At 40.7% G+C, this 26,431-nt stretch carries 27 protein-coding genes; 6 read left to right on the top strand and 21 right to left on the bottom strand.

Going from position 1 to position 26,431, the window contains the following annotated elements; all coding sequences use genetic code 11:
* Positions 1–4 precede the first annotated feature (4 nt).
* Positions 5–1,189 carry a tryptophan synthase subunit beta gene (gene trpB / locus QL998_RS10565; protein ID WP_010554212.1) on the top strand — a complete coding sequence of 395 codons (1,185 nt, stop codon included), beginning with the start codon at positions 5–7 and terminating at the stop codon, positions 1,187–1,189.
* A complete protein-coding gene (gene trpA, locus QL998_RS10560; RefSeq protein WP_290192647.1) occupies positions 1,186–2,007 on the top strand; it encodes a tryptophan synthase subunit alpha in 822 nt (273 codons plus the stop codon). The genes trpB and trpA overlap by 4 nt, the downstream gene beginning before the upstream one ends.
* Positions 2,008–2,118: 111 nt before the next feature.
* Here trpA and QL998_RS10555 read toward each other — a convergent pair whose 3' ends face one another.
* Entirely contained in the window at positions 2,119–2,697 is a 579-nt protein-coding gene (locus tag QL998_RS10555; RefSeq protein ID WP_007582489.1) for a type 1 glutamine amidotransferase domain-containing protein, read from the bottom strand.
* Between the two features lie 373 nt (positions 2,698–3,070).
* Positions 3,071–3,340, bottom strand: a complete 270-nt coding sequence (locus QL998_RS10550; protein ID WP_007582488.1) for an HU family DNA-binding protein — start codon at positions 3,338–3,340, stop codon at positions 3,071–3,073.
* 191 nt (positions 3,341–3,531) lie between these two features.
* On the opposite strand from QL998_RS10550, the gene QL998_RS10545 reads away from it, so the two are divergent.
* On the top strand, positions 3,532–4,107 hold the full coding sequence (locus QL998_RS10545; protein WP_165742907.1) for an inner membrane-spanning protein YciB: 576 nt from the start codon (positions 3,532–3,534) through the stop codon (positions 4,105–4,107).
* A 64-nt stretch (positions 4,108–4,171) separates the two neighbouring features.
* Positions 4,172–4,813, top strand: coding sequence for a CPBP family intramembrane glutamic endopeptidase (locus QL998_RS10540; protein ID WP_197151285.1), 642 nt, complete (start codon positions 4,172–4,174; stop codon positions 4,811–4,813).
* A gap of 116 nt (positions 4,814–4,929) precedes the next feature.
* Here the strand turns inward: QL998_RS10540 and prpF are convergent, their stop codons facing one another.
* The 5 genes from prpF to QL998_RS10515 all read right to left on the bottom strand — a co-directional run bounded on the left by prpF (position 4,930) and on the right by QL998_RS10515 (position 11,736).
* A complete protein-coding gene (gene prpF, locus QL998_RS10535; protein WP_290192646.1) occupies positions 4,930–6,096 on the bottom strand; it encodes a 2-methylaconitate cis-trans isomerase PrpF in 1,167 nt (388 codons plus the stop codon).
* Between the two features lie 11 nt (positions 6,097–6,107).
* A complete protein-coding gene (acnD, locus tag QL998_RS10530; protein ID WP_290192645.1) occupies positions 6,108–8,717 on the bottom strand; it encodes a Fe/S-dependent 2-methylisocitrate dehydratase AcnD in 2,610 nt (869 codons plus the stop codon).
* A 176-nt stretch (positions 8,718–8,893) separates the two neighbouring features.
* The gene (gene prpC, locus QL998_RS10525; RefSeq protein ID WP_290192644.1) at positions 8,894–10,018 is read right to left on the bottom strand and encodes a 2-methylcitrate synthase; all 1,125 of its coding nucleotides are present in this window, start codon (positions 10,016–10,018) and stop codon (positions 8,894–8,896) included.
* A 35-nt stretch (positions 10,019–10,053) separates the two neighbouring features.
* On the bottom strand, positions 10,054–10,932 hold the full coding sequence (gene prpB / locus QL998_RS10520) for a methylisocitrate lyase (protein WP_076923873.1): 879 nt from the start codon (positions 10,930–10,932) through the stop codon (positions 10,054–10,056).
* A gap of 111 nt (positions 10,933–11,043) precedes the next feature.
* Complete coding sequence (locus tag QL998_RS10515) at positions 11,044–11,736, bottom strand: GntR family transcriptional regulator (RefSeq protein WP_002962362.1); 693 nt, start codon at positions 11,734–11,736, stop codon at positions 11,044–11,046.
* Between the two features lie 265 nt (positions 11,737–12,001).
* Between QL998_RS10515 and rsmF the strand changes: the two genes are divergently transcribed.
* A complete protein-coding gene (gene rsmF, locus QL998_RS10510; protein ID WP_290192643.1) occupies positions 12,002–13,453 on the top strand; it encodes a 16S rRNA (cytosine(1407)-C(5))-methyltransferase RsmF in 1,452 nt (483 codons plus the stop codon).
* Positions 13,454–13,762: 309 nt separating this feature from the next.
* Here rsmF and QL998_RS10505 read toward each other — a convergent pair whose 3' ends face one another.
* From QL998_RS10505 to yceD, 14 genes are all read right to left on the bottom strand, one after another.
* Positions 13,763–15,622 carry an alkaline phosphatase D family protein gene (locus tag QL998_RS10505; protein WP_290192642.1) on the bottom strand — a complete coding sequence of 620 codons (1,860 nt, stop codon included), beginning with the start codon at positions 15,620–15,622 and terminating at the stop codon, positions 13,763–13,765.
* Positions 15,623–15,626: 4 nt separating this feature from the next.
* The gene (locus QL998_RS10500; RefSeq protein ID WP_024604137.1) at positions 15,627–16,406 is read right to left on the bottom strand and encodes a YchF/TatD family DNA exonuclease; all 780 of its coding nucleotides are present in this window, start codon (positions 16,404–16,406) and stop codon (positions 15,627–15,629) included.
* Between the two features lie 114 nt (positions 16,407–16,520).
* Complete coding sequence (locus QL998_RS10495; protein WP_002962367.1) at positions 16,521–16,847, bottom strand: PilZ domain-containing protein; 327 nt, start codon at positions 16,845–16,847, stop codon at positions 16,521–16,523.
* Positions 16,848–16,858: 11 nt separating this feature from the next.
* Complete coding sequence (locus QL998_RS10490; protein ID WP_024604136.1) at positions 16,859–17,773, bottom strand: DNA polymerase III subunit delta'; 915 nt, start codon at positions 17,771–17,773, stop codon at positions 16,859–16,861.
* 1 nt (position 17,774) lies between these two features.
* A complete protein-coding gene (gene tmk / locus QL998_RS10485; protein WP_138488903.1) occupies positions 17,775–18,401 on the bottom strand; it encodes a dTMP kinase in 627 nt (208 codons plus the stop codon).
* A gap of 6 nt (positions 18,402–18,407) precedes the next feature.
* A complete protein-coding gene (gene mltG, locus QL998_RS10480) occupies positions 18,408–19,394 on the bottom strand; it encodes an endolytic transglycosylase MltG (protein WP_290192641.1) in 987 nt (328 codons plus the stop codon).
* On the bottom strand, positions 19,388–20,203 hold the full coding sequence (pabC, locus tag QL998_RS10475; protein WP_290192640.1) for an aminodeoxychorismate lyase: 816 nt from the start codon (positions 20,201–20,203) through the stop codon (positions 19,388–19,390). Before pabC ends, mltG begins: the two co-directional genes overlap by 7 nt.
* Positions 20,204–20,262: 59 nt before the next feature.
* Complete coding sequence (gene fabF, locus QL998_RS10470) at positions 20,263–21,501, bottom strand: beta-ketoacyl-ACP synthase II (protein WP_290192639.1); 1,239 nt, start codon at positions 21,499–21,501, stop codon at positions 20,263–20,265.
* Between the two features lie 214 nt (positions 21,502–21,715).
* On the bottom strand, positions 21,716–21,952 hold the full coding sequence (gene acpP, locus QL998_RS10465; RefSeq protein WP_002962377.1) for an acyl carrier protein: 237 nt from the start codon (positions 21,950–21,952) through the stop codon (positions 21,716–21,718).
* A gap of 250 nt (positions 21,953–22,202) precedes the next feature.
* Positions 22,203–22,949: a 3-oxoacyl-ACP reductase FabG gene (gene fabG, locus QL998_RS10460; protein ID WP_290192638.1), complete on the bottom strand. Its 747-nt coding sequence runs from the start codon at positions 22,947–22,949 to the stop codon at positions 22,203–22,205.
* A gap of 11 nt (positions 22,950–22,960) precedes the next feature.
* Positions 22,961–23,887: an ACP S-malonyltransferase gene (gene fabD / locus QL998_RS10455; protein WP_290192637.1), complete on the bottom strand. Its 927-nt coding sequence runs from the start codon at positions 23,885–23,887 to the stop codon at positions 22,961–22,963.
* Positions 23,888–23,939: 52 nt separating this feature from the next.
* Complete coding sequence (gene plsX, locus QL998_RS10450; RefSeq protein ID WP_290192636.1) at positions 23,940–24,980, bottom strand: phosphate acyltransferase PlsX; 1,041 nt, start codon at positions 24,978–24,980, stop codon at positions 23,940–23,942.
* Between the two features lie 12 nt (positions 24,981–24,992).
* On the bottom strand, positions 24,993–25,163 hold the full coding sequence (gene rpmF, locus QL998_RS10445) for a 50S ribosomal protein L32 (RefSeq protein ID WP_002962381.1): 171 nt from the start codon (positions 25,161–25,163) through the stop codon (positions 24,993–24,995).
* Positions 25,164–25,172: 9 nt separating this feature from the next.
* Positions 25,173–25,697, bottom strand: coding sequence for a 23S rRNA accumulation protein YceD (gene yceD, locus QL998_RS10440; RefSeq protein ID WP_007375269.1), 525 nt, complete (start codon positions 25,695–25,697; stop codon positions 25,173–25,175).
* A 131-nt stretch (positions 25,698–25,828) separates the two neighbouring features.
* On the opposite strand from yceD, the gene QL998_RS10435 reads away from it, so the two are divergent.
* A complete protein-coding gene (locus QL998_RS10435; RefSeq protein ID WP_290192635.1) occupies positions 25,829–26,428 on the top strand; it encodes a Maf family protein in 600 nt (199 codons plus the stop codon).
* Positions 26,429–26,431 lie beyond the last annotated feature (3 nt).

Raw genomic sequence — 26,431 nt, 5'->3', positions numbered from 1 at the left:
TAAAATGCAAAATCCAGCTTATTTTGGCGAGTTTGGCGGTATGTTTGTACCTGAGTTACTTGTCCCTGCACTTAAGCAGTTAGAAAACGAATTTAACAAAGCACAAAAAGATCCTGAGTTTCAGGCAGAGCTAAGTAAATTATTAAACGAGTATGCGGGTCGTCCTACCCCACTTACTTTAACGCGCAATTTAGTTAAAAACCCAAAAGTAAAACTGTACCTAAAGCGTGAAGACTTACTACACGGCGGCGCACATAAAACGAACCAAGTACTTGGTCAGGCGTTACTTACTAAGCGTATGGGTAAAAAACAAGTCATTGCTGAAACAGGTGCCGGTCAACACGGCGTTGCAACCGCGCTTGCATGTGCACTACTGGGTTTAAAATGTCGTATTTATATGGGAGCAAAAGACGTTGAGCGTCAGCAACCTAACGTATTTAGAATGAAGTTAATGGGCGCAGAGGTTATTCCGGTAACAGCGGGTTCTGGCACATTAAAAGATGCAGTAAATGAAGCGCTGCGTGACTGGTCAGCAAACTACCAAGACGCACATTACCTGCTAGGTACAGCTGCGGGTCCTCACCCATTCCCAACAATTGTTCGCGAGTATCAAAAAATTATTGGTGAAGAAGCAAAACAACAAGTACTTAAAGCAGAAGGTCGTTTACCTGACGCTGTTATTGCCTGTGTTGGTGGTGGTTCAAACGCGATTGGTATGTTTACCGACTTTATTGACGAGCCAGGCGTTAAATTAATTGGTGTTGAGCCTGCTGGTAAAGGTCTTGATACAAATGAGCACGGTGCAACAATTTGTAAAGGCACAAAAGGCATATTACACGGTACTTATACGTACATTATGCAAAATGATGATGGCCAAATTGAAGAGTCTTACTCTGTATCAGCGGGTCTTGATTACCCAGCTGTTGGTCCTCAGCATGCATTTTTACACGAAACTGGTCGCGCTCAATACGTGGGTATTACCGATACAGAAGCGCTTGATGCGTTTCAATCACTTGCTAAAAATGAAGGTATTATTCCGGCACTTGAATCAAGCCATGCGCTAGCTTATGCGCTTAAGTACGCAGAGGAACTAACCGAGGAGAGTGTTATAGTGATTAATTTAAGTGGTCGTGGCGATAAAGATTTAGCACACGTTCACAATGTACTAACTGAAAGAGGTCAGCTATGAGCCGAGTAAAAACGGATCGTTACGGCAAAATGTTTGCAGCGCTTAACGAGCAAAAACAAGGTGCGTTTGTACCATTTGTAACGATTGGCGACCCAGGTAAAGAGCAAAGTATTGCGATTATTAAAAGTCTAATTGACGGCGGCGCTGATGCGCTTGAGCTTGGTATTCCGTTTTCTGACCCAATTGCAGATGGTCCAGTAATTCAAAAAGCTAATATTCGCGCCCTCGATGTTCACATTAACACACAAGATTGCTTTGATATTATTAAAGAAATACGTGAGTATAACGCCGATATTCCAATTGGCTTATTATTGTATTCAAACCTTGTGTTTAAACGTGGTATTGAAGCATTTTATAAAGATGCAAAAGCAGTAGGCGTAGACTCAATTTTAGTGGCTGATGTGCCTTTACATGAATCTAAAATGTTTAGAAAGTCAGCAATGGATAACGGTGTAGACCCAATTTTTATTGCAACACCAAATGCAGATGACGACACACTTCGCCAGTGTGCCTCTTACGGTCGTGGTTATACGTATTTACTATCGCGCGCAGGTGTTACCGGTACCGATACTAAAGCACAAATGCCTGCTGGTAATATTGTTACTAAATTAAAAGAATACCATGCAGCCCCTGCTCTTTTAGGGTTTGGTATTTCAACGCCAGATGATGTAAAAGCGGCTCTTAATGCAGGAGCAGCCGGTGCTATTTCAGGTTCTGCCGTGGTTAAAATTATTGAAGCTAACCTTAATGATTTACCTGTAATGACCGCGCATCTAAAAGCTTTTGTAGCCGATATGAAAGCAGCTGCATCGCTATAATCTAACTAGGGCGTGTTTTATACGCATTAAAAAAAAGGGCATTTAAAATGCCCTTTTTTGTTTTTTAAAATCAAACGCTGTATCAATAACCAAACGTTTTAAAAAAGAAAATTAGTGAGCTTGGTGTTTACCCTCTAAAATCTCTTCAATAAATTTAGCATTAAATGCTTCTAAATCAGCTGGGCTTCGGCTCGTTACTAAGCCTTTATCTACACATACTTCTTGGTCAACCCAATTGGCACCTGCATTAATTAAATCGCTTTTAATACTTGGAAAAGAGGTAATGGTACGGTCACGCAGTTTATTAATTTCAGCTAACAACCACGGAGCATGGCAAATTGCTGCAACGGGTTTATTTTTTTCTGCGCCAAAAAAGCCATCAATAAAGGCTTTAGCATCTTTATCTTGGCGTAAACTGTCTGGGTTAAATAAACCACCAGGTAGCATAAGCGCGTCGTAATCAGCGGGGTCTGCGTTTGTGACTAGTTTATCTACTGTCACTTTATCGCCCCACTTGTCTTCATCCCAGCCCGTAATTTGGCCTTCTTTAATTGATACTATTTCGATGTTTGCACCGGCATCAAGTAATGCGCTGCGTGGAGATAAAAGCTCACTTTGCTCAAACCCATCAGTGGCTAAAATTGCAATTTTTTTGCCTTGTAAACGCGTGCTTGTTTGTAATGTACTCATTGAGATCTCCTTATTTGATACCAACCTGCATAAATATTTGAGCAATTTAACGTCGTTCAATAGACCCCATATATCAGCAGACTGGTATTGTTTAAAAATATGTTCGAAACACACAGTTAAACAGCATAATGCATGCCGATAACAAGTAATTGAAAATAAAGGATTTAATGTAAGTGGGATTTATAATGCCATGTAAATCATTTAGAGATTATGAATAATCTACATAGGTGCGAATTTATTTCCAGCTCATATAATTTAAAGCCACCAAACGCGAGGTATAAAACCTCACCTACAACATATACCCGTAGGTGCGAATTTACTTCGCGCTCATGTAACTTATCTATCAATACGGGGTTTAAAACCTTAAATAAATTTAAAGCAGATCTTTTAACGCCTTAGCCGGTTTAAAAACCGCTTTATTAGCGCCTTCTATTTCAATTGCTGCGCCTGTTTGCGGGTTACGCCCAGCGCGCGCTGGGTAATAACTTAGTGCAAACGTACCAAAGCCATTAATTTGAACCTGATCGCCCTCAGAAAGCGATTTAGTAATTACTTTTTGCAAGCTTGAAAGCGCCGCTTGAGAATCTTTTTTTGTTAATTCACTTTTGTGTGCAATGGCAGCAACGAGTTCTGCTTTATTCATTTTAGGCTCCTAAATACACGCCAAATCAGTGTTGGTTAAGCGTGGGAATATGATGATATAAAAAATACCAAACCAAATTGGCAATAAAGCCACGCAGGCTAAGGGTTACAGGGCAACAAGTCAACCTTGTAGTTGCTAAGCTTTATGTGGTAAAAAGCCTTTGACTCTTTTTTGTATAATTTAGGTAGTATATGCACGCATTAATTGAATACATTCCACTCATACTGTTTTTTGCAGTTTTCAAGCTAGTCGATATTTACTGGGCTACCGGTTTATTAATGGCCACTACGCTCATTCAAGTTGCTTATAGCTACTTTAAACATGGAACTGTGCCAACTCGTCAGTGGATATTTTTTGGCATTGCTGCTGTGTTTGGTACGTTAACGCTGGTACTTCATGATGAGCAATACATAAAATGGAAAGCAACACTCATATACGCAGGTTTAAGCTTAACGTTACTTGTTAGCCGTTATGTACTTAAGAAAAATCTCGTTAAAAAAGCGCTTAGCTCAATCCTCGAAAATGCTAATGATACAAAGCAAGCTATTGTTGTTCCAGAGCCGTTATGGGATAAGCTTAATTTAATGTGGGTTGTAATTACTGCTGGCATCGCAGCACTAAACATTTATATTGCATATAATTTTTCGCTCGACTTTTGGGTTAACTTTAAAGTGTTTGGTTTAATGGGTATTACCTTTGTGAGTATTTTTGCCACTATTATTGCCTTGTACAAATACCTCCCTAGTGAAGAAGAACCAGCAAAGTAAGCCCCTCGTCATAAAAATGTCGTCTTAGCTTGATAGCTTATTAAAAAAACAAGTTGAGACGACCTTGAACGCCAATCAATATCGCTGGTTTGAATTTACCCTCATTTTTGTGTTACTACCCTTGTTGGGTTTTGTATTACGCGAGTATTTAGCTAACTGGCTTATTCCTGCGCTTATTATTTTAATGAGCGTGTGTTGTATGTTGCTACTGGGCGATCCGCATTTTAAACGTTTTAGGCTTACAAGCCTTGGGCAATTTTCTGCTGTTAAAAAACGTGTGTTTAGCTTCTTTTTTTTAGGTGCACTGTTCTCAGGTATGTTTTACGGGATTATTCATCAGGGAAACTGGTTTACCCTTCCCCGCAACTCGTTTAATGATTGGCTTTTACTGTTGCTACTCTACCCAATACTGTCGGTTATTCCTCAAGAGTTAATATTCAGAACGTATTTTTTTCATCGTTATAAACGCATCATGCCCAAAAAAGCAGTGCGTATTGTAGTTAGTGCGAGTGTATTTGCGTTGGCGCATATTGTGTATGCAAATTGGATTGCAGTAGCCTTAGCATTTTTAGGTGGCTTACTGTTTGCTTATACCTATGCACAAAGCCGCTCAACCGTCGTGTGTGTTATTGAGCATAGTTTATGGGGGATATGGATGTTCACACTCGGGATTGGCAGCTACCTAGATTCAGGCACTATGAGTTAGTGCTGTTTTGTTATTAATTATGACAATAAAGAAAGCACAAAGCGCATAAGTATTTTGATGCTGTAAATTAATCACAATACTTATGCGATGGCTGTACGATAGTTATTAATGAGGAACTACTGAGGGACTCTTACAACCCCTTCCATTAATACCCGTGCACTTCGGCTCATACTCGCTTTGGTAACTAGCCAGTTGCCAGCATTATTTTTAGCCTCAGCACCTACTTTTAGCGTGCCCGACGGATGACCAAAGTTAACTTCACTCAATGCGCCGCCACCAGCGGCTATATTTACGAGTGTGCCTTCAATTGCTGCAGCAGTGCCAATAGCAACAGCAGCTGTGCCCATCATGGCATGGTGCAGTTTACCCATCGACATAGCGCGTACTAACAAGTTGATATTTGCAGCTTCAATAATTTTACCGCTAGATGCTTTGTAATCTAAAGGTGATGCAACAAACGCAACTTTAGGCGTATGTTGGCGAGCTTGCGCTTCACTAATGTTAGTGATTAAACCCATTTTAACAGCGCCATAAGCACGAATGGTTTCAAGCTTTTCAAGCGCTGCAACATCGTTATTTATATCGTCTTGCAGCTCTGTGCCGGTATAACCAATATCAGTGGCGTTAATAAATACAGTAGGAATACCTGCGTTTATCATTGTTGCTTTTAAAGTACCAACACCCGGTACTTTTAAGTCATCAACTACGTTACCGGTTGGAAATAACGCGCCATCGCCATCAGCGGGGTCTATAAATTCAAGTTTTACTTCAGCTGCTGCAAATGTAACGCCATCGAGCTCAAAGTCGCCGGTTTCTTGTACTTCGCCATTTGTCATGGGGACATGCACTAATATGCTTTTTTTAATATTAGCCTGCCACACACGCACGATAGCAACACCGTTATCGGGTACTCTGCTTTTATCGACCAAACCATTACTAATAGCAAAAGCACCCACTGCTGACGTTAAGTTGCCACAGTTACCGCTCCAATCCACAAACGGTTTATCTATCGCCACTTGACCAAACAAGTAATCCACATCGTGATCAGTTTGCTCACTTTTACTTAGGATTACAGTTTTACTAGTACTTGATGTAGCGCCGCCCATGCCATCCGTTTGCTTAGCATACGGATCAGGGCTGCCAATAACACGCAGTAATAAATTATCCCGCGCCTCGCCTGCTACTTGAGCAGGCTTTGGCAAGTCAGTTAAATTAAAAAACACACCTTTACTGGTGCCGCCACGCATATAGGTTGCAGGCACTTTAATTTGCGGTTTAAACATAATATTTGCCCTTATGCAAATTGCGTTGCTTCTAAAAAGTCTTGAGCAAAGCGTTGTAACACGCCACCAGCCGCGTAAATAGAAAGCTCTTCTTGGGTATCGATACGGCACTTCATAGGCACAGTGAGTACTTCACCGTCTTTACGGGTAATACTTAAATTAACGGTGGCACCTGGTTTTAAATCGCCCGTTACATCGTACGCTTCACTGCCATCCAGCTTGAGCGTTTTACGCGTTGTGCCCGCTTTAAACTCAAGCGGTAAAACACCCATACCAATTAAGTTAGTACGATGAATACGCTCAAAACCTTCAGCTGCTATTACTTCAACGCCTGCAAGTCTTACGCCTTTTGCAGCCCAATCGCGCGACGAACCTTGCCCGTAATCGGCACCGGCTACGATAATAAGTGGTTGCTTACGCTCCATGTAAGTTTCGATTGCTTCCCACATACGTGTATTAGTGCCTTGTGGCTCTAATCGTGCGTACGAACCTTGCTTAACTTCGCCGTTTTCGTCAAGTACCATTTCGTTTAGCAGCTTTGGATTGGCAAAGGTTGCACGCTGCGCTGTTAAATGATCGCCTCGATGCGTTGCGTACGAGTTGTAATCTTCTTCTGGCACATTCATTTTGGTCAGGTATTCGCCAGCAGCACTACTTGCCATAATTGCGTTTGATGGCGATAAATGATCGGTTGTAATGTTATCACCAAGTACTGCAAGCGCACGCATACCGGTCATTGTGCGCTCACCCGCAAGTGCACCTTCCCAATAAGGCGGGCGACGAATGTACGTACTTTCTGGGCGCCAGTCGTAAAGTGGATCGTTATCTTCACCGTAATCTACGGTTAAATTAAACATCGGCTCGTATACTTTTCTAAATTGCTCTGGCTTAACACTTTGCTTAATTACTGCATCAATCTCTTCATCTGATGGCCATAAATCTTTAAGCGTAATATCGTTGCCTTGTTGATCTTGCCCTAGTATCCCTTTTTCAATATCAAAGCGAATAGTACCTGCAATAGCGTACGCAACAACTAAAGGAGGTGACGCTAAAAATGCTTGCTTAGCGTAAGGATGAATGCGCCCATCAAAGTTACGATTGCCCGAAAGTACGGCGGTAGTGTATAAATCGCGATCGATTACTTCTTTTTGAATCACAGGGTCAAGCGCACCGCTCATGCCGTTACAAGTTGTACACGCAAAACCAACAATGCCAAAGCCCAGTTGCTCGAGCTCTGTTAGTAGGTTTGCATCTTCAAGGTATGATTGCACTGCTTTTGAGCCCGGTGCTAATGAGGTTTTAACCCAAGGTTTACGCATTAAACCCTTAGCATTTGCGTTACGGGCAAGCAGTGCAGCGGCAATTACATTACGTGGGTTACTGGTATTAGTACAGCTAGTAATAGCAGCAATAATACATGCGCCGTCTGGCATTAAGCCTTCTTCATTTTCAACAACGCCCGAAATACCCTCTTTAGCTAAATCGCTTGTCGACACACGGCGGTGCGGATTAGATGGACCGGCAATATTACGCCCTACGCTTGATAAATCAAACTTAAGTACACGCTCATATTTTGCGGTTTTTAAGCTATCGCTCCAAAGGCCTGCTGTTTTAGCGTAGTTTTCTACAAGGGCAATTTGTTCTTCTTCGCGACCTGTTAAACGCAAGTAATCTATGGTTTTATCATCAATATAAAACATGGCTGCGGTTGCGCCAAATTCAGGCGTCATGTTCGAAATGGTTGCTCTGTCGCCAAGAGTAAGCGCGTCGGCACCTTCACCGTAAAACTCTAAATAAGTAGAAACAACACGTTGCCCGCGCAAAAATTCAGTAATAGCTAGCACAATATCGGTTGCGGTAATACCCGGTTGGCGTTTGCCTGTAAGCTCAACACCTACAATATCGGGTAAGCGAATATAAGAAGCACGGCCAAGCATTACGCTTTCAGCTTCAAGCCCGCCTACGCCCACAGCAATAACGCCCAGCGCATCAACATGTGGCGTGTGGCTGTCGGTACCTACAAGTGTATCGGGGAATGCAATGCCATCTCGGTTTTGAATAACCGGCGACATTTTTTCAAGATTAATTTGATGCATAATGCCGTTACCCGGTGGAATAACGTCTATATTTTTAAACGCAGTTTTAGTCCAGTTGATAAAGTGAAAACGGTCATCATTTCGTCTGTCTTCAATCGCGCGGTTTTTTTCAAATGCGTCAGGATCAAAACCGGCATGCTCTACCGCTAGTGAATGGTCAACTATTAACTGTGTGGGTACCACAGGATTCACTTTTGCCGGGTCGCCGCCTTTTGCTGCAATTGCATCACGAAGCCCTGCCAAATCTACAAGCGCTGTTTGCCCTAAAATATCGTGGCACACCACGCGCGCCGGATACCACGGAAAATCCAAGTCTTGCTTTCGCTCAATTAGCTGATTAAGTGCATCGGTTAACATGGCAGGGTCGCATCGGCGTACTAAGTTTTCGGCAAATACACGTGATGAATAAGGTAGTGTTGCGTATGCACCTGGCTTAATTGCATCTACGGCTTCTTGCGTATCGTAGTAGTCGACATTTGAGCCCGGTAAAGGTTTACGGTATTGGGTATTATTAATTATGGTCATAATAAATTCGCTAATTGGTGACGGGGTTATCAAGAAAGCCTTATCTTTTTAGTATTTTTATATAAAGCTGAAAAAGGTGGCTATATAGCTCACCTTTATTTACTTACCAACTCTCATATGTGAGGTCATATTTAATCCGTTAAATTGCTCAAACACACTTAAGAGTTGATAACCTATTATCTTGATTCGATTGGTGTGTAACTGCGTGCATCAGGCCCTGTGTAATCGGCACTTGGGCGGATAATACGGTTGTTAGCGCGTTGCTCTTTTACATGTGCAGTCCAACCAGTAACGCGGCTCATTACAAATATTGGCGTAAATAACTTAGTGGGAATATCCATAAAGTGATAAGCAGATGCATGGAAAAAATCGGCGTTACAAAACAGTTTTTTCTCTCGCCACATAATCTCTTCACAACGAACTGACACAGGGTAAAGCACTGTATCGCCTACTTCATCAGCTAGTTTTTCAGACCATTTTTTAATAATTACATTACGTGGATCAGATTCGCGATAAATAGCATGACCAAAGCCCATTATTTTGTCTTTACGTTCAAGCATGCCCATTACTTCTTGCTCAGCATGCTCCGCACTTGTAAAACCTTGAATCATATCCATAGCCGCTTCGTTGGCGCCGCCATGTAATGGCCCACGTAACGTACCAATCGCACCTGTTACACAAGAGTGAATATCAGAAAGCGTTGATGCACACACTCGTCCCGTAAAGGTAGATGCGTTAAACTCGTGCTCTGCGTATAAAATTAGTGAAACGTTCATCACTTGTGCAAATAACTCGCTTGGTGCTTTGTCGTGTAACAGCGTTAAAAAATGCGCGCCAACAGAGTCGTCATCTGTTTGTGTTTCAATGCGTACGCCGTCGTGTGTAAAGCGGTACCAGTAACAAATAATACTTGGGAACACAGCAACCATACGGTCGATTGCATCATTGGCTTCGCTAAAATCATTTTCCATTTCAAGGTTACCCAACATTGAGCAGCCCGTGCGCATTACATCCATTGGATGCGCGTCTTTAGGAATATTTTCAAGCACGGTTTTAAGTGCATCCGGTAAGCTGCGTAAACTTTTAAGTTTAGCTTTATATTCTGCCAATTCGCTTGTGGTTGGTAATTCACCGCGTGAAAGTAAAAAAGACACTTCTTCAAACTGTGCTTTTTCGGCAAGTTCGCTAATATCGTAACCACAATACGTTAAACCAGAACCGCTTTGTCCAACAGTACACAATGCTGTTTGACCAGCCACTTGTCCGCGTAAACCCGCGCCGCCTAATGCTTTATCTACCATGATCTTCTCCTATCTTAAATTTGTGTGTGATTGTATTATTTGTCAGATTTTGATGAAAAAAGGGTGTCGAGTGTGTTTTCGTACGTGTGGTAATCTAAAAAGTCGTAGAGCTCAGAACGCGTTTGCATATTTTCAATTTGGCTTTGTTGCGAGCCTTCATTCAAAATTGCTGAATACACGTTAAGTGCCGCTTTGTTCATAGCTCTAAATGCACTTAATGGGTAAAGCACCATTTCAACACCTACGTCATTTAGCTGCTCTTTTGTGTAAATAGGTGTTTGGCCAAACTCAGTAATGTTTGCCAAAATTGGAACGTTAATCGCTTTTGCAAATGCTTGGTAATCGGCAAGGTCGTGCACGGCTTCTGCAAAAATAGCGTCAGCACCGGCTTCAACACAGGCAGCTGCACGGTCAATAGCAGCATTTAAACCTTCTTTTTGAAATGCATCGGTACGCGCCATAATATAAAAATCGCTATCGGTTTTTGCATCAACCGCCGCTTTAATGCGGTCAACCATTTCACCTTGGCTTACAATTTCTTTATTAGGACGATGGCCACAGCGCTTTTGCGCTACTTGGTCTTCTATATGAAAACCAGCTGCACCCGCTTTAGTCATTTCTTTTACTGTGCGTGCAATGTTAAACGCGCCGCCCCAACCGGTATCGGCATCCACAAGTAGTGGTAAATCGCTAGCACCCGTAATACGACGAATATCTTCAAGCACGTTATCAAGGCTTGTCATACCCAAATCAGGCATACCAAACGAGGCATTTGCCACACCAGCACCTGAGAGATAAATAGCTTGGTGGCCCATTTTTTCTGCCATCATCGCTGTGTAGGCGTTAATAGTACCTACCACTTGTAACGGGCGGTTATTGGCAATAGCGTGTTTAAACTTTAATCCTGCTGACATTACTTTCTCCTCACTTTGAACGGTTGCTACGTGGAGTAACTTATAGTTTTAATCTGTAATTATGACTGTTTGACTGCTTTTGCTAGCTTTTAGCTTTTAGCTTTTAACTGTTTATGCTTTCTGCTTAGCTAATAAATCAAATTTGGTTTGAATATTTGCTTGCGATGCACTGATGTGGCGCTTCATAAGCATTTCGGCCAGTTCACCGTCGTGGTTTTCAATGGCGTTAATAATAGCTAAATGCTCATCAAACGCTTTTGATACACGCGGCCCCACCATGCCCATTTGTACACGGTACATGCGTATTAATTGATAAAGCTCATTACACAGTAAATGAATTAAATGCGCGTTTTTACTGCCTTGAATAATACGATAATGAAAATCTAAATCGCCGGCTTCTTGATAATAAGACTCGCCCTCTTTAACACGTTGTGTTTGTAGGTGCTGATTAAGTAATTGCTTTAAGCCTTTTACTTCCTCGGGCTCCATATTGTCGGCAGCAAGCCTACATGCCAAACCTTCAAGTGAGCTGCGAACTTGATAAACTTCAATCAAGCGTTCAGCGGTAAGGGCAACTACTCGGCAACCTACGTTCGCTTTACGCTCAACAAGGTAGCAACTTTCTAGGCGATTTAACGCCTCTCTAAGCGTTGCACGGCTTACACCATAACGTTTGGCAAGCTCAGGCTCTGATATTTTACTGCCTTGAACTATGCTGCCCTCAACAATCTCACGGCGCATATCTACAAATACTTGATCTGATGCGGTAGTTATAGGCGCTTCGTTTAAAAATGTGTGTGTCATAAGTTATTTTTTAGATTGTCGACAATTAATGTGGTTACTATGGCCTTATTAAAAAATCATGTCAACCCTTAAACCTATCAAAATGGCTAAAAAACACGCTCATTGTCGACACTATTAACCTAAAGTCGCATAAAAATGGTTTTAAAATAGACTAAAACAGTGAAGTGTCGACAGCGTAATAAATCAGATGTTACGCTTTTTAGCGCTGAAAACACCTCGCATAAATGCTATTATCGCGCTTTATTTTTATAGTATGAGCTAACGCGTGAACGCCAACACTTTTATTCCTGAGCACTTTATTGATGACGTAAAAACCTATTTACCAGCGCATCTAAACTTAGATGACTTTTTAAATGCGTGTCGCAGGCCACTCAGAAAATCTATCCGCGTTAATACATTAAAAATTACCATTGAAGAATTTGTAGAACGTGCAACTAAAAAAAATTGGCTACTAACCCCAATCCCATGGTGCAGTGAAGGCTTTTGGTTAGAGCGCCCAAGCGATGAAGAGCAAAACCTAGCCCTTGGTAATACCGACTTACATCTAAGCGGGGCTATGTACGTACAAGAAGCAAGTTCAATGCTGCCGCCTATCGCCTTAAAGCAAAATATTAAACTCGCAGACTCTCAAAATAACACCGTGCTTGATATGGCATCTGCGCCAGGTTCTAAAACATCGCAACTTGCTGCACTTATGAATAACCAAGGTGTATTAGTTGCTAACGAGCTTTCGTCTTCACGTTTAAAAGTACTTAGCGCCACGCTTAAACGCATGGGTGTTGGTAACTGTGCGCTCTCTCACTTTGATGGCGTTATATTTGGCAACTATATGTTTGAATGCTTTGATAGCATATTACTAGACGCGCCCTGTTCTGGCGAAGGCACAGTACGTAAAGACGCCGACGCTCTTAAAAATTGGTCAATAGAATCAAACATACAAATTGCTCAAGTACAAAAAGACTTAATTAAAAGCGCATTTTACGCATTAAAGCCAGGTGGCACGTTAGTGTATTCAACCTGCACACTTACCCCGCTCGAAAACCAACAAGTATGCGATTATTTACTCAGTGAGTTTGGTGACTACATAGCACCGCAATCCCTAAATGACTTATTTGAAGGTGCAAATAAAGCCACCACAAGCGAAGGCTATTTACATGTATGGCCGCAAACATTCGATAGCGAAGGCTTTTTTATTGCTAAATTTAAAAAGCACGCTAGTTGCGATAACCCAAATCAAACTGTTAAAAAAGGCGCATTCCCGTTTAACGAGTTTGATAAAAAGCAAAGTACCGCATTTATGCAATCGCTTAAGAAACACTTTGGGATAACTACCTTGCCAGGCAATTTAATGCAACGCGACAAAGAGCTGTGGTTATTTCCTGAAGGGTTTGAAGCCGTACAAAACAAAATTAAATATGCACGTTTAGGTATTCAAATTGGCATTATTCATAAAAACGGCGTGAGGCTAACGCACGAGTTTGCAACCGTATTTGGTAACGAGTGCAAAACGAATATTTACGCGTTAAATAACGATCAAGCAAATGATTATTTCCAAGGTAAAGATATACGCTTAAGTGAAGTAACCCAAACAATCGGTGAAGTGGTATTAACATTGTGTGGTTGTCCTATTGGGCTCGGAAAATGGCAAAAAAATAAGATTAAAAATTCTCTACCACGTGATTTAGTACAAAATACGCAGTTAATAAGTTGGGGTTAAACTAAAGTATAGAATATGCATAATTAATCTAATCCTTTATTGCCAAATGTAACTAAGTGGCAAAATTAGTTATGCTTTTTTAGGTGGTTTTACTACACTTTTAAATACTTTCTTCTTCTCCCTAAAGAACCAAGAAAGTGTTTTAGTTAACGCTAGACTCAATTTAGAGTCACTTTTTAGCCCAAAGATTTTTATAAGTTTTTGGGCATTTTTATTTACAGCCTCTTTTATAATAAACAATACGACTTCTTACTTTCTCAAACGCTTTACCAAGCGTGCAAATTTACGGTTAACTCGTAGATGAGCGACTTACTGTTCTTCTAAATCAAACTCAGTTAAATGACCATCACCATGTATAAGTTGATAGCGGGCTAAATTTCCTTGCTCTAGTGTTATTAAACTAATAGCTGAGTCACTTACTAAGTATTTTTGCCCTTCACCTATGGTTTGGTGCTTATCTACTTCCATATGCCAGCGTTTGGTAAAAAAGTTTAAGGGGCTTTTTGGGCCGTATAAAATTGAGTCGAGCTTATCGAGTATGTTTATTAATTTACGCGGGAACTCGTTTTTAATACCGCTGGCGGTAAGTTGCCAAATTCGATTGGGATGATCGCCAAAACGCTTTTGTACCGAAAAACAAAATGAGTAATGTACGTCTCCCGATAAAATAAGCGTTTCGTTTGGGGTGTCGGTGCGTCTAAAAGTATCGAGTAGCTTTTTGGCTGAGCCTTCGTGCGCCATCCAGTTTTCAACGTCAACCATGAGCGGTTGCCCACAAATATTAAACATAGCTTGAATGGCTTCTATTGATTTAACACCAAATACGGGGGCTGGCGATACAATAATAACCTGATCGTGGCTTAATAGGCTTTCTTCAAGCTCTGTTAAACGCTCCCAATCAAGTAGACCTGAAGGTTCGTTAAAGTTTTGCTCATTTCGCCAACGATGCGTACGTGTATCTAGCACCACTACTTTTGGGGTTGTAGTTAACTCATAATGCCAAAAACTAAAATCGTTTAGTGGTTTATCAAATGCTTTAAACTGCCATAAATTATTAGCAGTACGGCTTTGCTTAAAAGGTGTTAGTAACTCGCCTGTTTTATTTAGTGCATCGTTCCCCATTCCTTGAAAAAGCCAATAACTAATTAAGCCGTTATTGATGATCCGTTTACTACTTGGGTTTTCATTTATAGCTTGCTCCCACCCAGCGGTGAGGTTCCAGTCATCAGTTACATCGTGATCGTCAAACATCATAAATGTCGATACATTGGCAAACAATCGCTCTACTTCACTTAAGCCTTTTGCATACTCAATCAGTGCTGTTTTTTCAGCGTCAAAAATAGTTTTGTTTTGCTTGTTTTGACCTGAATATGTTGTGTTTTGTATATCAACGCATTGCCAAGCAGCAGCACTAAAATTCAATAAATACAGTGCTATATATTCTTCAAAATGGATAAGGTGATTGTAGGCTTTTACGCTTGAAAAATGAGGTTCGTCTTTTTTTAGCCAGTAACCAACACCTAACTTTGAGCGTTTCTGCCAAGGCGTTTTTGGTAATAACAAATGGCGATTATAAAGTTGCTCATTTATATCGCCCGGTAGCTCAATGGCAAGTGGTTGCTCTTTATAGATACCTAACGCTTTAATTAACTGATGAATAGCTAATAACATGGGCCCTGCTACGTCATCGGCATAAACCTGGTCACCGCTCAGTAATAGCAACTGTGCGCCTTGATTATTATTACCGCGCTGAGTATTTTGCCAGTGGCTTGCAGACACTAAGCTGTCTTTTGCTGGATGATGTGCATTACGGCACGAGCCATGCAAAATATCACTCAGTTTATTGGGAATTACAAATGCAGGCGCTGTTTGATTGCTATAGCACCACGGCGATAAATCGACTGCTATATCATCAATTACAAGCTCATAGCTTAATAAGCTATCGACAGGGAGTTTGTTATTTATTGGCTTTATAATGACGAAATGCAGGTATAAATGCTCCCCTAAAGAAACAGTGTGTTGATCGCTATAACACTCAACATTTAATAAGTTTATTTGGCAGTTTGCAGGCCTGGAGGTAGCAAACTGAATGCAGACTCCAGTTTGCTCTGCACGGCGCACCATTGGCCCCATTAGTAAAATAGGAAGGTTTGCCGTGTGAGTAATCATGTATTTAGCCTTTAGCTGCTAATTTAAATAAAGAATAAAAGTTCTCGGTAGTCGCTTTAGCAAGTTCATTAAAGCTAATGCCTTTAAGTTCGCTAATGTAATAAGCAACATCTTCTACGTACGCTGGCTGATTTGTTTGCCCACGATGCGGTACCGGCGCTAAATAAGGCGAGTCGGTTTCTATTAATAATCTATCTAGCGGTATTTGTTTTACTACTTCTTTTAATTCAATAGCATTTTTAAAGGTAACAATACCCGATATAGAAATATAAAAGCCCATGTCTATGGCTTTTTTTGCCATATCCCAGTCTTCAGTAAAGCAATGTAGTACACCACCGCAGTTTTCGGCTTTGTGCTCACGCATTAAGTTAATCGTGTCGGCGCGGGCATCACGAGTATGAATAATTAACGGCTTTTGTAATTCGTTAGCCACTTCAATATGCCCAACAAAGCTTGCTTGCTGCACTGCATGAGTATCTTTTGAATAGTAGTAATCAAGACCCGTTTCGCCAATGGCAACAACTTTTTCGTGTGAGGCTAAGTCGGTTAGTTGCTGTTTATTAAGGGCGTCTTTTTGATCAAGTGGATGTACACCGCATGAGGCTGATACATCGTCGTAATGCTTAATTTTATCAAGCATGCTTGGAAACTGATCAAGCGTTACACTTACACATAAAAAATGCTCTATTTGCTTTGCACGCGCTTTATCAAGAACTTGGTCAAGGTTTAAGTCTAATTTATCAAAATCAAGACGGTCTAAATGGCAATGAGAATCTACAATCACTATGAGGCCTGTATTATGTTCAGGGTTTAAATTTGTCCTTTTAATTTATTATGTTAGCAATTAAAAGAACCCAATATAGGGCGCGTTAATCTCAATGAAAAACCGACCCTATAACTACATGGTATATGTTTGATCGCCTGAGTTTAACATAGTCCCAAGGAGCTTTTCGATTTTAGCGTTTAGGTTTGTTTTATCGTCTAAAAAGCTAATACCAATACCTGGAGGGTTAGAGCTTTGTGCTCCTTGTGGCGTGATCCACGACACTTTACCTGTTACTACATCATCTTCTAAGGCATCGGGCAAGGTAACTCTAAGCGCTAATGAATGCCCTGCTTCGTAACGCATATTAGTACGTACAAATAAGCCACCTTTTTTTAAGTAAGGCATATAGCAACGGTATAACTCGTCTAAATCGTCTATGTCTACTAGTAATTCTTGCATGATTAATCCTTTTAAGAATTTCGCAATGTGTTTGCTAATCGTGATACAGCAAGCGGTAAATTAAGGCCAAGTACTTGTGTGTTATTTTGTAAAAACTCGCCTAATGCATTTTGCGCACTTTGATAAGCGTCAAAACTCATACCTTGCAGTAATTGCTGCTTTAGTTGCACGCTTAAAAACAAAGTAAATATACGAACAAGCTCAGGCTGTTTATTTATTATATCGACTAACGCTTTGAAATTATGGCTTTGTTTAAACTCAGTTGCAAACTTATAAAGTGTATCAATATTTTTTAGTTGGTCTTGCTGTTGCCAATGCTTTACTTGCAGCGGTTGGTTATAAAAAAGTGCTAACCAACTAAAGTTAGGAATATCTAATGTTTCTAACCATTGCTGGGCAAGTGCTGTATTTGTTATTTTTACGTCACTTTTAGCACATCGACTTAAAATAGTTGCAGGGAGCTGTTCTGGTTGGCTTGTAGTTAATATTAAAAAGCGGCTATTAGTTGGCTCTTCAAGTGTTTTTAATAATGCGTTAGCTGCTGCTGTGGTCATTTTTTCGCAATTTTCGATTATTGCTACTTTATTGCCATTTTGCGCTGCAGAGTGATTCATAAAATCACTAATGCCACGTATATCGTCTACACCAATACTTTGCCCATCAACTTGCGTTAAGCGCTTGTCGGGATGAGTACCAGCAAGAGTAAGTAAGCAGCTTTTACATTGTCCGCAAGGTGTTAGCATACTGTTTTGCGCAGCTACCTGCTTAGCTATATTTTGGCATAACAAAGCATTGCCAAGCTCATCACTTAACTCAAATTTACCTACGCCAACAAGCCCACAAAATAATTGCGCATGATGAAAACGCTCTGCACGATAACTTTGCGCTAAACGTGCTTGAGTATCATGTAGCCACGGCAATGGCATATTATTTTAGGCCTTCAAAAAATGAATGCAGTACATTGGTTATATCGCGATGTACTTTATCAATACTTTGGTTTGCATCAACCGTTTTAATGGTGTTGTCGTCGTTAGCAAGTTCAACATAACGCATACGTGTACGCTGAAAAAACTCAATGGCTTCTTGTTCAATTCGGTCTAGCTCGCCACGTCCTTTTGCACGTTCAAGGCCTATCACTGGGTCAATATCAAGGTAAATAGTTAAATCTGGCTTTAAGCCTTTTAACACCATTGACGAAAGTGAAGCTAATGTATTTGAGCTAATACCACGCCCACCACCTTGATACGCCTGAGACGATAAATCATGACGATCGGCAAGTACCCATTGGCCTTTATCAAGCGCAGGGGTAATAACATTGTGCATTAGCTGCGAGCGAGCTGCGTACATAATAAGCAACTCAGTTTCAAAGGCAATCTCTTCTGCGTGCTCTGCTTTTACAAGCGTACGAAGCGATTCAGCCAGTGGCGTGCCGCCAGGTTCGCGTACGTTAATGAAGTCTATTTTTTGTTTGTTTAAAAAGTCTTGGCATAACGAAATAGCGGTTGATTTACCTGCGCCTTCTAGCCCTTCTATTACTATAAATTTTGGTTTCATAAACTATTAATTCTTTTTATTTAATATATACGTTTTAACTGCTGCGTTATGCTGTTTTAACGTGGTTGAAAATTGGTGGCTACCATCGCCTTTTGATACAAAGTAAACATATTCACTTTGCGGCGGATTAACTGCAGCTAAAATAGCGGCTTTTGATGGCATTGCAATCGGTGTTGGCGGTAAACCATTAATACGATACGTATTGTAGGGCGTATAATCGCGCAAATCTTTACGTTTAATATCACCATCAAAGTCAGCGCCTAGCCCGTATATTACGGTTGGATCGGTTTGCAGGCGCATATTGGTGTTTAATCGATTAACAAACGCTGATGCAATTAACGGACGCTCGCTGGCAAGGCCTGTTTCTTTTTCAATAATTGAAGCCATTATTAGTGCTTCGTATGCTGTTTTATAGGGTAGATTAGCGGCGCGCTGCTGCCAAGCATCATCTAACGTTTGCTGCATTTTTTGTGCTGCACGTTTTAATACACTGCTTGCAGTATCGTTATTATGATAATGGTAAGTGTCGGGGAATAACCAGCCCTCTAAGTGCTTATTATTACCCAGTATTTGTGTACTTAGTTCGTCAGTTTTTAAATCGTTTTGTAAATTATCAGCTTTTTTAATAGCACTTAGTACTTCACGTAAGTTTTGCCCTTCAATTATGGTAAAACTAAAACTAATTTGCTGACCTTGGTTAATTTTTTTTACGTTATTAATAACGCTATCGGCTGTTAGCTCGTAAAGCCCCGCTTTTAAGTCGGTAAGAGTGGGATCTAACTTGGCAATTACCTGATAACGCCAACAACTTTCTACCCAGTTATTAGCTTGCCACTGCTGACATAACTTATTAAAGCCAGTGCCATGCTTAACTTCAAATTGTGTGCTTTGTGCTACCTTTAACGGGCTATTTATTGTTGCTTGTAATTGCTGGTAACCAACAGCAGTGGTTATAACAGCTAAAAAAAGTACCGATAAAATAACTTTTAACACTCAGCCTCCTTGGCTAATAATTTAGTTAGTAATGCGTGGCTTTCGTCTGTATTAAATACCTGTTGCTCAATACGTTTTACAGGTACTGCTCCCATTAAGCTATTACACACAAATACGGCGTCTGCTTGGGTTAAGTCTTCTACTTTCACGCGTTTAAATTCAACAGGCAATTTATCACATAACGATTGCAGATAAACGCCCTTTATTCCGCACTCATCAAGCAATGGCGTAAACACACGCTTATTTTTAATCGCAAAAATATTAGCTGCAGAAGCTTCAATTACATTGTTATTGTAATCAAGCACTAATACATCATCGCAGTTTTGCGTTTGCATTGCTTTTTTAACTAGTACTTGCTCTAGCCGATTTAGTGTTTTAAGACCCGCTAAATAAGGCTGTGCTGCTAATTTAATTGGGCTTATTTCGAGATTTACACCCTTTTTAACAAGCGCTTCGTAATTACTAGGGTAATCTAATATGCTCAATAAAATAGTAATATTACACTCACTTGGCAGCCCATAACCACGTCCGCCTTCGCCTCGCGTTACAAGTATTTTAAGCACGTTGAGTGGTGCTGCTTTTATATGCAAAGCAATTTGATTTTCAAGGCTATTAAAATCTAACTCAGGAAAACCCAAGCGCTGTGCGCATTCAATCAAACGCGCTTTATGATGAGCCCAATACTGTACTTGCCCATCAACAACTTTAGCCGTTGTAAAAAAGCCGTCACCGTAATTTAAGCCTCTGTCACGCGTGCTTAAAGTGCTGTTTTGATCTACTGCTATTATTGTTTGCATTTTATTTGGCATATAAAAAAAGCCCAGTTAAACAACTGAGCTCTTATAATTTGATTCGTTGTTAAAAAAGATTATACCTTTTTAAATAGCAACGAGCCATTAGTACCACCAAAACCGAACGAGTTACACAGTGCAAAGTCTAACTTTGCATCACGTGCAGTGTGAGCAATATAATCTAAGTCACACCCTTCGTCTGGGTTATCAAGGTTGATAGTTGGCGACACTTTTTGATCTGTCAGTGATAAAATCGAAATAATCGATTCAACCGAGCCTGCAGCACCTAACAAGTGACCCATCATCGATTTAGACGAGCCTACCATTACATCTTTAGCTGCGTTACCAAAAATAGACTTAACAGCGGCAGTTTCTGCTTTATCGCCTGCATTTGTAGATGTACCGTGTGCGTTAATGTAACCAATTTGCTCAACGTTTACTTGCGCATCATTTAGTGCGTTTTGCATTGCAAGGGCAGCACCCGCTCCATCTTCTGGTGGTGATGTCATGTGGTACGCATCGCCGCTCATACCAAAGCCTACAAGCTCAGCATAAATTTTAGCGCCACGTGCTTTAGCATGTTCGTACTCTTCAACTACAACAACACCTGCACCGTCAGAAAGCACAAAGCCATCGCGGTCTTTATCCCAAGGGCGAGAAGCCGCTTGTGGATCGTCATTGCGGGTTGAAAGTGCACGTGCAGCATTAAAGCCACCCATACCAATAGGCGTACAGGCTTTTTCTGCACCGCCAGCAACCATGGCATCTGCATCACCGTAGGCAATCATGCGCGCGGCATGGCCAATATTATGCAAACCAGTAGTACAGGCAGTTACAATTGAAATATTTGGACCACGAAGTCCATGCATCATTGATAAGTGACCTGAGATCATATTAATAATAGTAGACGGCACATAAAATGGCGATAACTTGCGCGGACCACTATTTAATAACTTAATGTGGTTTTCTTCGATAAGCGTTAAGCCACCAATACCAGAGCCCACAGCAACACCTATACGTGTTGCGTTTTGCTCAGTAATTTCAAGGCCTGAATCTTTAAAGGCTTGAACACCCGCTGCTATGCCGTACTGAATAAACAAGTCCATTTTTTTAGTATCTTTCGCTGACATATATGCTGTTGCATCAAAGTCATTTATTAAGCCAGCGAATTTAGTACCAAATTTTGATGTATCAAAGTGGGTTATTGTTTGAATGCCACTTTTGCCATCTAATAAGCCTTGCCAGGTTGATTGAACATCATTACCTAGCGGCGTCAACATTCCTAAGCCAGTTACGACGACTCGACGTTTAGCCACGGTTTGCCTCCAATAAGGGATATTTACAAGGGGATGACATACCCAAGCTACCTCAAAGTGCTAGTCCCAAAATAGATTAAAAACGCATAACACAATCAAAATTAATTTTTAGCTAAAATTGAGCATTGAGGCTTAAGTTTTGAATCACGAACTTTGAGGTGGTTTGGATATAAAAAATTAAAGGCAGCGGATGCTGCCTTTAACGTGCGATTAATTACTCAGCGTGTGCTGTTACGTAATCGATAGCAGTTTGTACTGTAGTGATCTTCTCAGCTTCTTCATCTGGGATCTCAGTATCAAACTCTTCTTCAAGAGCCATTACTAGTTCAACAGTATCAAGAGAATCTGCACCTAGGTCATCTACGAAAGAAGATTCATTTTTAACTTCTTCTTCTTTAACACCTAGTTGTTCAATGATAATTTTCTTTACGCGTTCTTGGATATCGCTCATTCTTCTTTCCTTTATTAAAAACGCCGATGCGTTATTTTCAGATTGCCGCGTAGTTTACGCGGCATAATTCTCTGATTCAATGATTTGACCATAAATAATTGTCTGGTCAAACCTCTGAGTGTGTATTTTGTCTTTTATCGCTTATTTTCGCAGCGATTTCAAGTATGTTTAAAGCAAGTTCACAAATAATTCAATGTTTTTGAGGTAACTTACTTAACTTTATTAGGTAATAATGTGGGTACAATGGTTATTAAACCATGTACATCGCGCCATTTACATGCAAAGTTTCACCTGATACGTACGCAGCAGCGTCAGATGCTAAATAACATACCGCAGCTGCAATTTCGTCTGGTTGACCTAAACGCCCTGCTGGAACATTTGCAAGTGTTGCTGCTTTTTGCTCTTCAGTTAAATCATCAGTCATATCAGTTTGAATAAAACCAGGTGCCACTACGTTTACTGTAATACCACGTGATGCCACTTCGCGTGCAAGTGACTTAGAAAAACCAATGACGCCTGCTTTAGCCGCTGCATAATTAGCTTGCCCTGCATTACCCATAGTGCCCACTACTGAGCCAATATTGATAATACGGCCTTTCTTTTTCTTCATCATTGGACGAAGTACCGCTTTAGATAAACGGAAAATCGAGCTTAAGTTAGTGTCGATTATATCGTCCCACTCAGCCTCTTTCATACGCATTAATAGGTTGTCACGTGTGATACCTGCGTTATTAACAAGTACGTCAATATCGCCAAAATCAGCTTTTATTGCGGCAAGTGTCGCTTCAATAGATGCAGGATCCGTTACGTTTAATGCATAACCTTTACCATTGTCACCTAGGTACTCGCTGATTTTAGCAGCGCCTGACTCGGTTGTTGCAGTGCCTGCTACTTTTGCACCTTGCGCAACTAATGTTGTTGCAATTGCTTTACCAATACCACGGCTAGCGCCAGTAATTAGGACAATTTTGCCCTCTAAAGAAAATAAATTAGACATTTTATATACTCTTATTTAGCTGCAGAGATTGAAGCGGCATCGTTTACTGAGCCACAAACCATTGCTTTATCAATTCGTTTAGCAAGTCCTGTTAATACTTTACCAGGACCAAATTCGTAGCTTTGCGTTACATCTTGTGCAACCAAGGCTTGTACTGTTTCTGTCCAGCGAACTGGGCTGTATAGTTGACGTACTAGTGCATCTTTAATTGCATCAGCGGTCGATTCAGCTTTTACATCAACATTATTAATTACATCACACTTAGGTGTATTAAATGTTAAAGCGGCCAAGTCTACCGCTAGCTTATCAGCAGCTGGCTTCATTAGTTCACAATGTGAAGGTACGCTAACCGAAAGTGGTAATGCGCGTTTAGCACCAGCATCTTTACATGCTTGTGATGCTCTATCTACTGCCGCTTTATGCCCTGCGATAACAACTTGACCAGGAGAATTGTAGTTAACAGGAGATACAACCTCACCTTGCGCTGAGGCAGCACATGCCGCTTTTATTTCTTCATCGCCTAAGCCAATAATCGCAGCCATTGAACCTACGCCTGCAGGTACAGCTTCTTGCATGTATAAACCACGGTTTTCAACAAGCTTAACAGCTTCGCTCAAGCTTAGTACGTCGCTACATACTAGTGCTGAATATTCACCTAAGCTGTGACCGGCCATAACAACGTCTGCATCTGGGTTTGCTGCAAGCCAATCACGGTAAATAGCAACACTTGCAGTTAATAATGCAGGTTGTGTACGATGAGTTTGATTTAATTTTTCTTCTGGGCCGTTAAGAACTAGCTCTGCTAAGTCGTAACCCAGTGCATCTGATGCTTCTGCAAATGTTGCTTTAACAATGTCAGAACTCTCTAGTAGCTCTTGTAACATACCAACGCTTTGCGAGCCTTGACCTGGGAATAGAAGTGCAATTTTTTGTGCCATACTTTGCTCTTTTTAATTAAACAAATAAATAATGAAATACACGGCACATCAATTATTGATTAACCGCCGTGTCTTTAGAATGTGTTTTTTCGAAAATAGCGGCTATTTTATCAGGAAGTTGACGTTCAACCTCTTTTACCGCTTCATCAATTGCTGCTTGAAATGCTTTAGCTGACGCATTTCCATGACTTTTAACGACAATACCGCGCAATCCTACCAGAGAAGCACCGTTATACTGGTCGGGGTTCACCCTTTTATAGAGTTTTTTTATTATTGGACGCAATATAAACGCCATACATTTATACAAAAGGTGCTTTTCGAGCGCAGCTGTAAACTTATTCATAATCAGCTTGGCAATGCCTTCGCATGTTTTAAGCGCCACGTTACCTACAAACCCTTCGCATACAATAACATCAGCCTTACCAGAAAAAATATCACTTCCTTCGCTATAACCAATGTAATTAATATGTGGGCTTTGCTGCATTAATTGTGCAGCCTGTTTAATATCATCGTGGCCTTTAATGTCCTCAGCGCCAATATTTAATAAGCTAACGCGAGGGTTATCGCAGCCAAGTGCTTGGCCAGCAACTACAGAGCCCATAATCCCAAACTGATACAGCATTTGCGCATCACAATGCACATTAGCACCTAAGTCGAGTAAATATACTGGGTTTTGGCTTTCTGTAGGAACAGATGAAATGAGTGCGGCACGTTTAACACCTGGCAGCATTTTTAATACGTAGTGAGCCATAAAAAATAAAGCGCCGGTATTACCTGAGCTAACACACGCTTGAGCTTCGCCCGACTTAACTAAATCAAGGGCAACACGCATAGATGAATCTTTTTTTGAACGTACAGCAATTGCGGGTTCGCAGGCGTTAGTGACTATTTCACTACAATGACGAATTATGAGTCTTGGATGAGATAAAGAATCGAGGGATTCGAGTTCTTTAGATATAACGTCTTTATTGCCACATAAAATGAGACTTAAATTGGCATGAGCGTTTACCGCATGAACGGCAGCAGGAATAGATGAACGGGGGCCGTAATCGCCCCCCATCATATCTAACGCTATGGTTAGATCTTTCAGCATATAAGTAATCTCTTATTTAGAAATTACTTGAACGCCTTTGTAGTAACCATCTGCAGTCACATGGTGGCGACGATGAGTCTCACCAGATGTTTGATCTACAGTTAAAGTTGGACCACTGATCGCATCGTGTGAACGGCGCATGCCGCGTCTTGCACGAGACTTTTTGCTTTTTTGTACAGCCATAGTCTTCTCCTAAGAATCTTTCTTAAGTTGTTTCAAAATATCAAATGGATTAGGTTTATCATCTTCCGCCTTTAATACACCAAAGCTGGCAGGCTTTGCTGAATAACTGCATGAAGCTTCGTTGTGGGTAGCCACTAATGGAATTGCTAAAATTAGTTCGTCTTCAATTAAATCAAAAACGTTAACTTCACCATTTTCATCAAGTGCTACTTCGTCGTAGTCTTCAGGAAAAATATCTAACTCTGTATCTTCACCTACTGGTGAATATGCAAAGTCTTGAACCAAATCCAACCCTAAATCACCATTACAACGTTGACAAATGACAGTAACATGTGTGGACAAATTGCCTCTAATCACAGCGAAACCTTGATCATCGTTTTTGCAATGTATTTTTACCGCTATTTCACCTACTTCTTCCTGCACAACTTTCTCTAAACGAGTAAGTTTTTCAAGCGGTACAATTCCGTCATACTTTAAACGGTGCTGCGCTGCTTTGCCTGGATGAAGAGTGATGGGAATTTTCACCTTTTGCATAGGGGCTGCATCATATAGATAGTTAGTTTGTTAGTCAAAGTAAAAAACCATTTTTACTTGGTTTTTAACGTGTTTTACTCTCGGATCTGATTTATCCTAACTCAATCTGAATTATCGTAGGAAAACAGTCCATGAAGCTTCCACTCATTTTAGCGTCAAGCTCGCCTTTTAGGCAGTCTTTATTACAAAAATTTAATTTACCCTTTGATACGTTTTCACCCGACGTTGACGAATCAGCACTTGAATGCGAAACACCTACTGAACTGGTTAAGCGTTTAAGTGAGTTAAAAGCCTCAGCAGCTAATAAACACTTTAAAAAAGGGTTAGCAATTGGATCAGACCAAGTCGCTGTGTTTAACAATCAAATTTTAGGTAAACCGCACAATAAACAAAATGCTCTAAAACAACTAAATTTATTTAGCGGTAATACTGTAACATTTTTAACTGGGCTTTGTGTTTACGATATTGTAACTGGAACAAAAAAAACCTGCGTAGAACCTTTTAATGTGACATTTAAAACACTCAGTGATGCACAAATTAGTGCTTATTGCGATGCTGAGCAGCCTTATAACTGTGCTGGCAGCTTTAAAAGTGAAGGGTTAGGCATCTGTTTATTTGAAAAACTAAGCGGAGACGACCCTAATAGCTTAATTGGATTACCATTAATTAAACTCAGCCAGCTACTGACTGAGTTTGGTATTGATATACTTACTGCTCAAAACAAGTTTTAGTTA

The sequence above is a fragment of the Pseudoalteromonas sp. APC 3691 genome (assembly GCF_030408135.1).
Lineage (GTDB): Bacteria > Pseudomonadota > Gammaproteobacteria > Enterobacterales > Alteromonadaceae > Pseudoalteromonas.
This window is presented reverse-complemented; position numbering and strand designations above follow the sequence as displayed.

What these genes read in the sequence shown, in the direction of transcription:
- trpB (WP_010554212.1), top strand. Translation starts at nt 5, where the DNA reads ATGCAAAATCCAGCTTATTTTGGCGAGTTTGGCGGTATGTTTGTACCT.
- trpA (WP_290192647.1), top strand. Translation starts at nt 1,186, where the DNA reads ATGAGCCGAGTAAAAACGGATCGTTACGGCAAAATGTTTGCAGCGCTT.
- QL998_RS10555 (WP_007582489.1), bottom strand. Translation starts at nt 2,697, where the DNA reads ATGAGTACATTACAAACAAGCACGCGTTTACAAGGCAAAAAAATTGCA.
- QL998_RS10550 (WP_007582488.1), bottom strand. Translation starts at nt 3,340, where the DNA reads ATGAATAAAGCAGAACTCGTTGCTGCCATTGCACACAAAAGTGAATTA.
- QL998_RS10545 (WP_165742907.1), top strand. Translation starts at nt 3,532, where the DNA reads ATGCACGCATTAATTGAATACATTCCACTCATACTGTTTTTTGCAGTT.
- prpF (WP_290192646.1), bottom strand. Translation starts at nt 6,096, where the DNA reads ATGTTTAAACCGCAAATTAAAGTGCCTGCAACCTATATGCGTGGCGGC.
- acnD (WP_290192645.1), bottom strand. Translation starts at nt 8,717, where the DNA reads ATGACCATAATTAATAATACCCAATACCGTAAACCTTTACCGGGCTCA.
- prpC (WP_290192644.1), bottom strand. Translation starts at nt 10,018, where the DNA reads ATGGTAGATAAAGCATTAGGCGGCGCGGGTTTACGCGGACAAGTGGCT.
- prpB (WP_076923873.1), bottom strand. Translation starts at nt 10,932, where the DNA reads ATGTCAGCAGGATTAAAGTTTAAACACGCTATTGCCAATAACCGCCCG.
- QL998_RS10515 (WP_002962362.1), bottom strand. Translation starts at nt 11,736, where the DNA reads ATGACACACACATTTTTAAACGAAGCGCCTATAACTACCGCATCAGAT.
- QL998_RS10505 (WP_290192642.1), bottom strand. Translation starts at nt 15,622, where the DNA reads ATGATTACTCACACGGCAAACCTTCCTATTTTACTAATGGGGCCAATG.
- QL998_RS10495 (WP_002962367.1), bottom strand. Translation starts at nt 16,847, where the DNA reads ATGCAAGAATTACTAGTAGACATAGACGATTTAGACGAGTTATACCGT.
- QL998_RS10490 (WP_024604136.1), bottom strand. Translation starts at nt 17,773, where the DNA reads ATGCCATTGCCGTGGCTACATGATACTCAAGCACGTTTAGCGCAAAGT.
- tmk (WP_138488903.1), bottom strand. Translation starts at nt 18,401, where the DNA reads ATGAAACCAAAATTTATAGTAATAGAAGGGCTAGAAGGCGCAGGTAAA.
- pabC (WP_290192640.1), bottom strand. Translation starts at nt 20,203, where the DNA reads ATGCCAAATAAAATGCAAACAATAATAGCAGTAGATCAAAACAGCACT.
- acpP (WP_002962377.1), bottom strand. Translation starts at nt 21,952, where the DNA reads ATGAGCGATATCCAAGAACGCGTAAAGAAAATTATCATTGAACAACTA.
- fabG (WP_290192638.1), bottom strand. Translation starts at nt 22,949, where the DNA reads ATGTCTAATTTATTTTCTTTAGAGGGCAAAATTGTCCTAATTACTGGC.
- fabD (WP_290192637.1), bottom strand. Translation starts at nt 23,887, where the DNA reads ATGGCACAAAAAATTGCACTTCTATTCCCAGGTCAAGGCTCGCAAAGC.
- plsX (WP_290192636.1), bottom strand. Translation starts at nt 24,980, where the DNA reads ATGCTGAAAGATCTAACCATAGCGTTAGATATGATGGGGGGCGATTAC.
- rpmF (WP_002962381.1), bottom strand. Translation starts at nt 25,163, where the DNA reads ATGGCTGTACAAAAAAGCAAAAAGTCTCGTGCAAGACGCGGCATGCGC.
- yceD (WP_007375269.1), bottom strand. Translation starts at nt 25,697, where the DNA reads ATGCAAAAGGTGAAAATTCCCATCACTCTTCATCCAGGCAAAGCAGCG.
- QL998_RS10435 (WP_290192635.1), top strand. Translation starts at nt 25,829, where the DNA reads ATGAAGCTTCCACTCATTTTAGCGTCAAGCTCGCCTTTTAGGCAGTCT.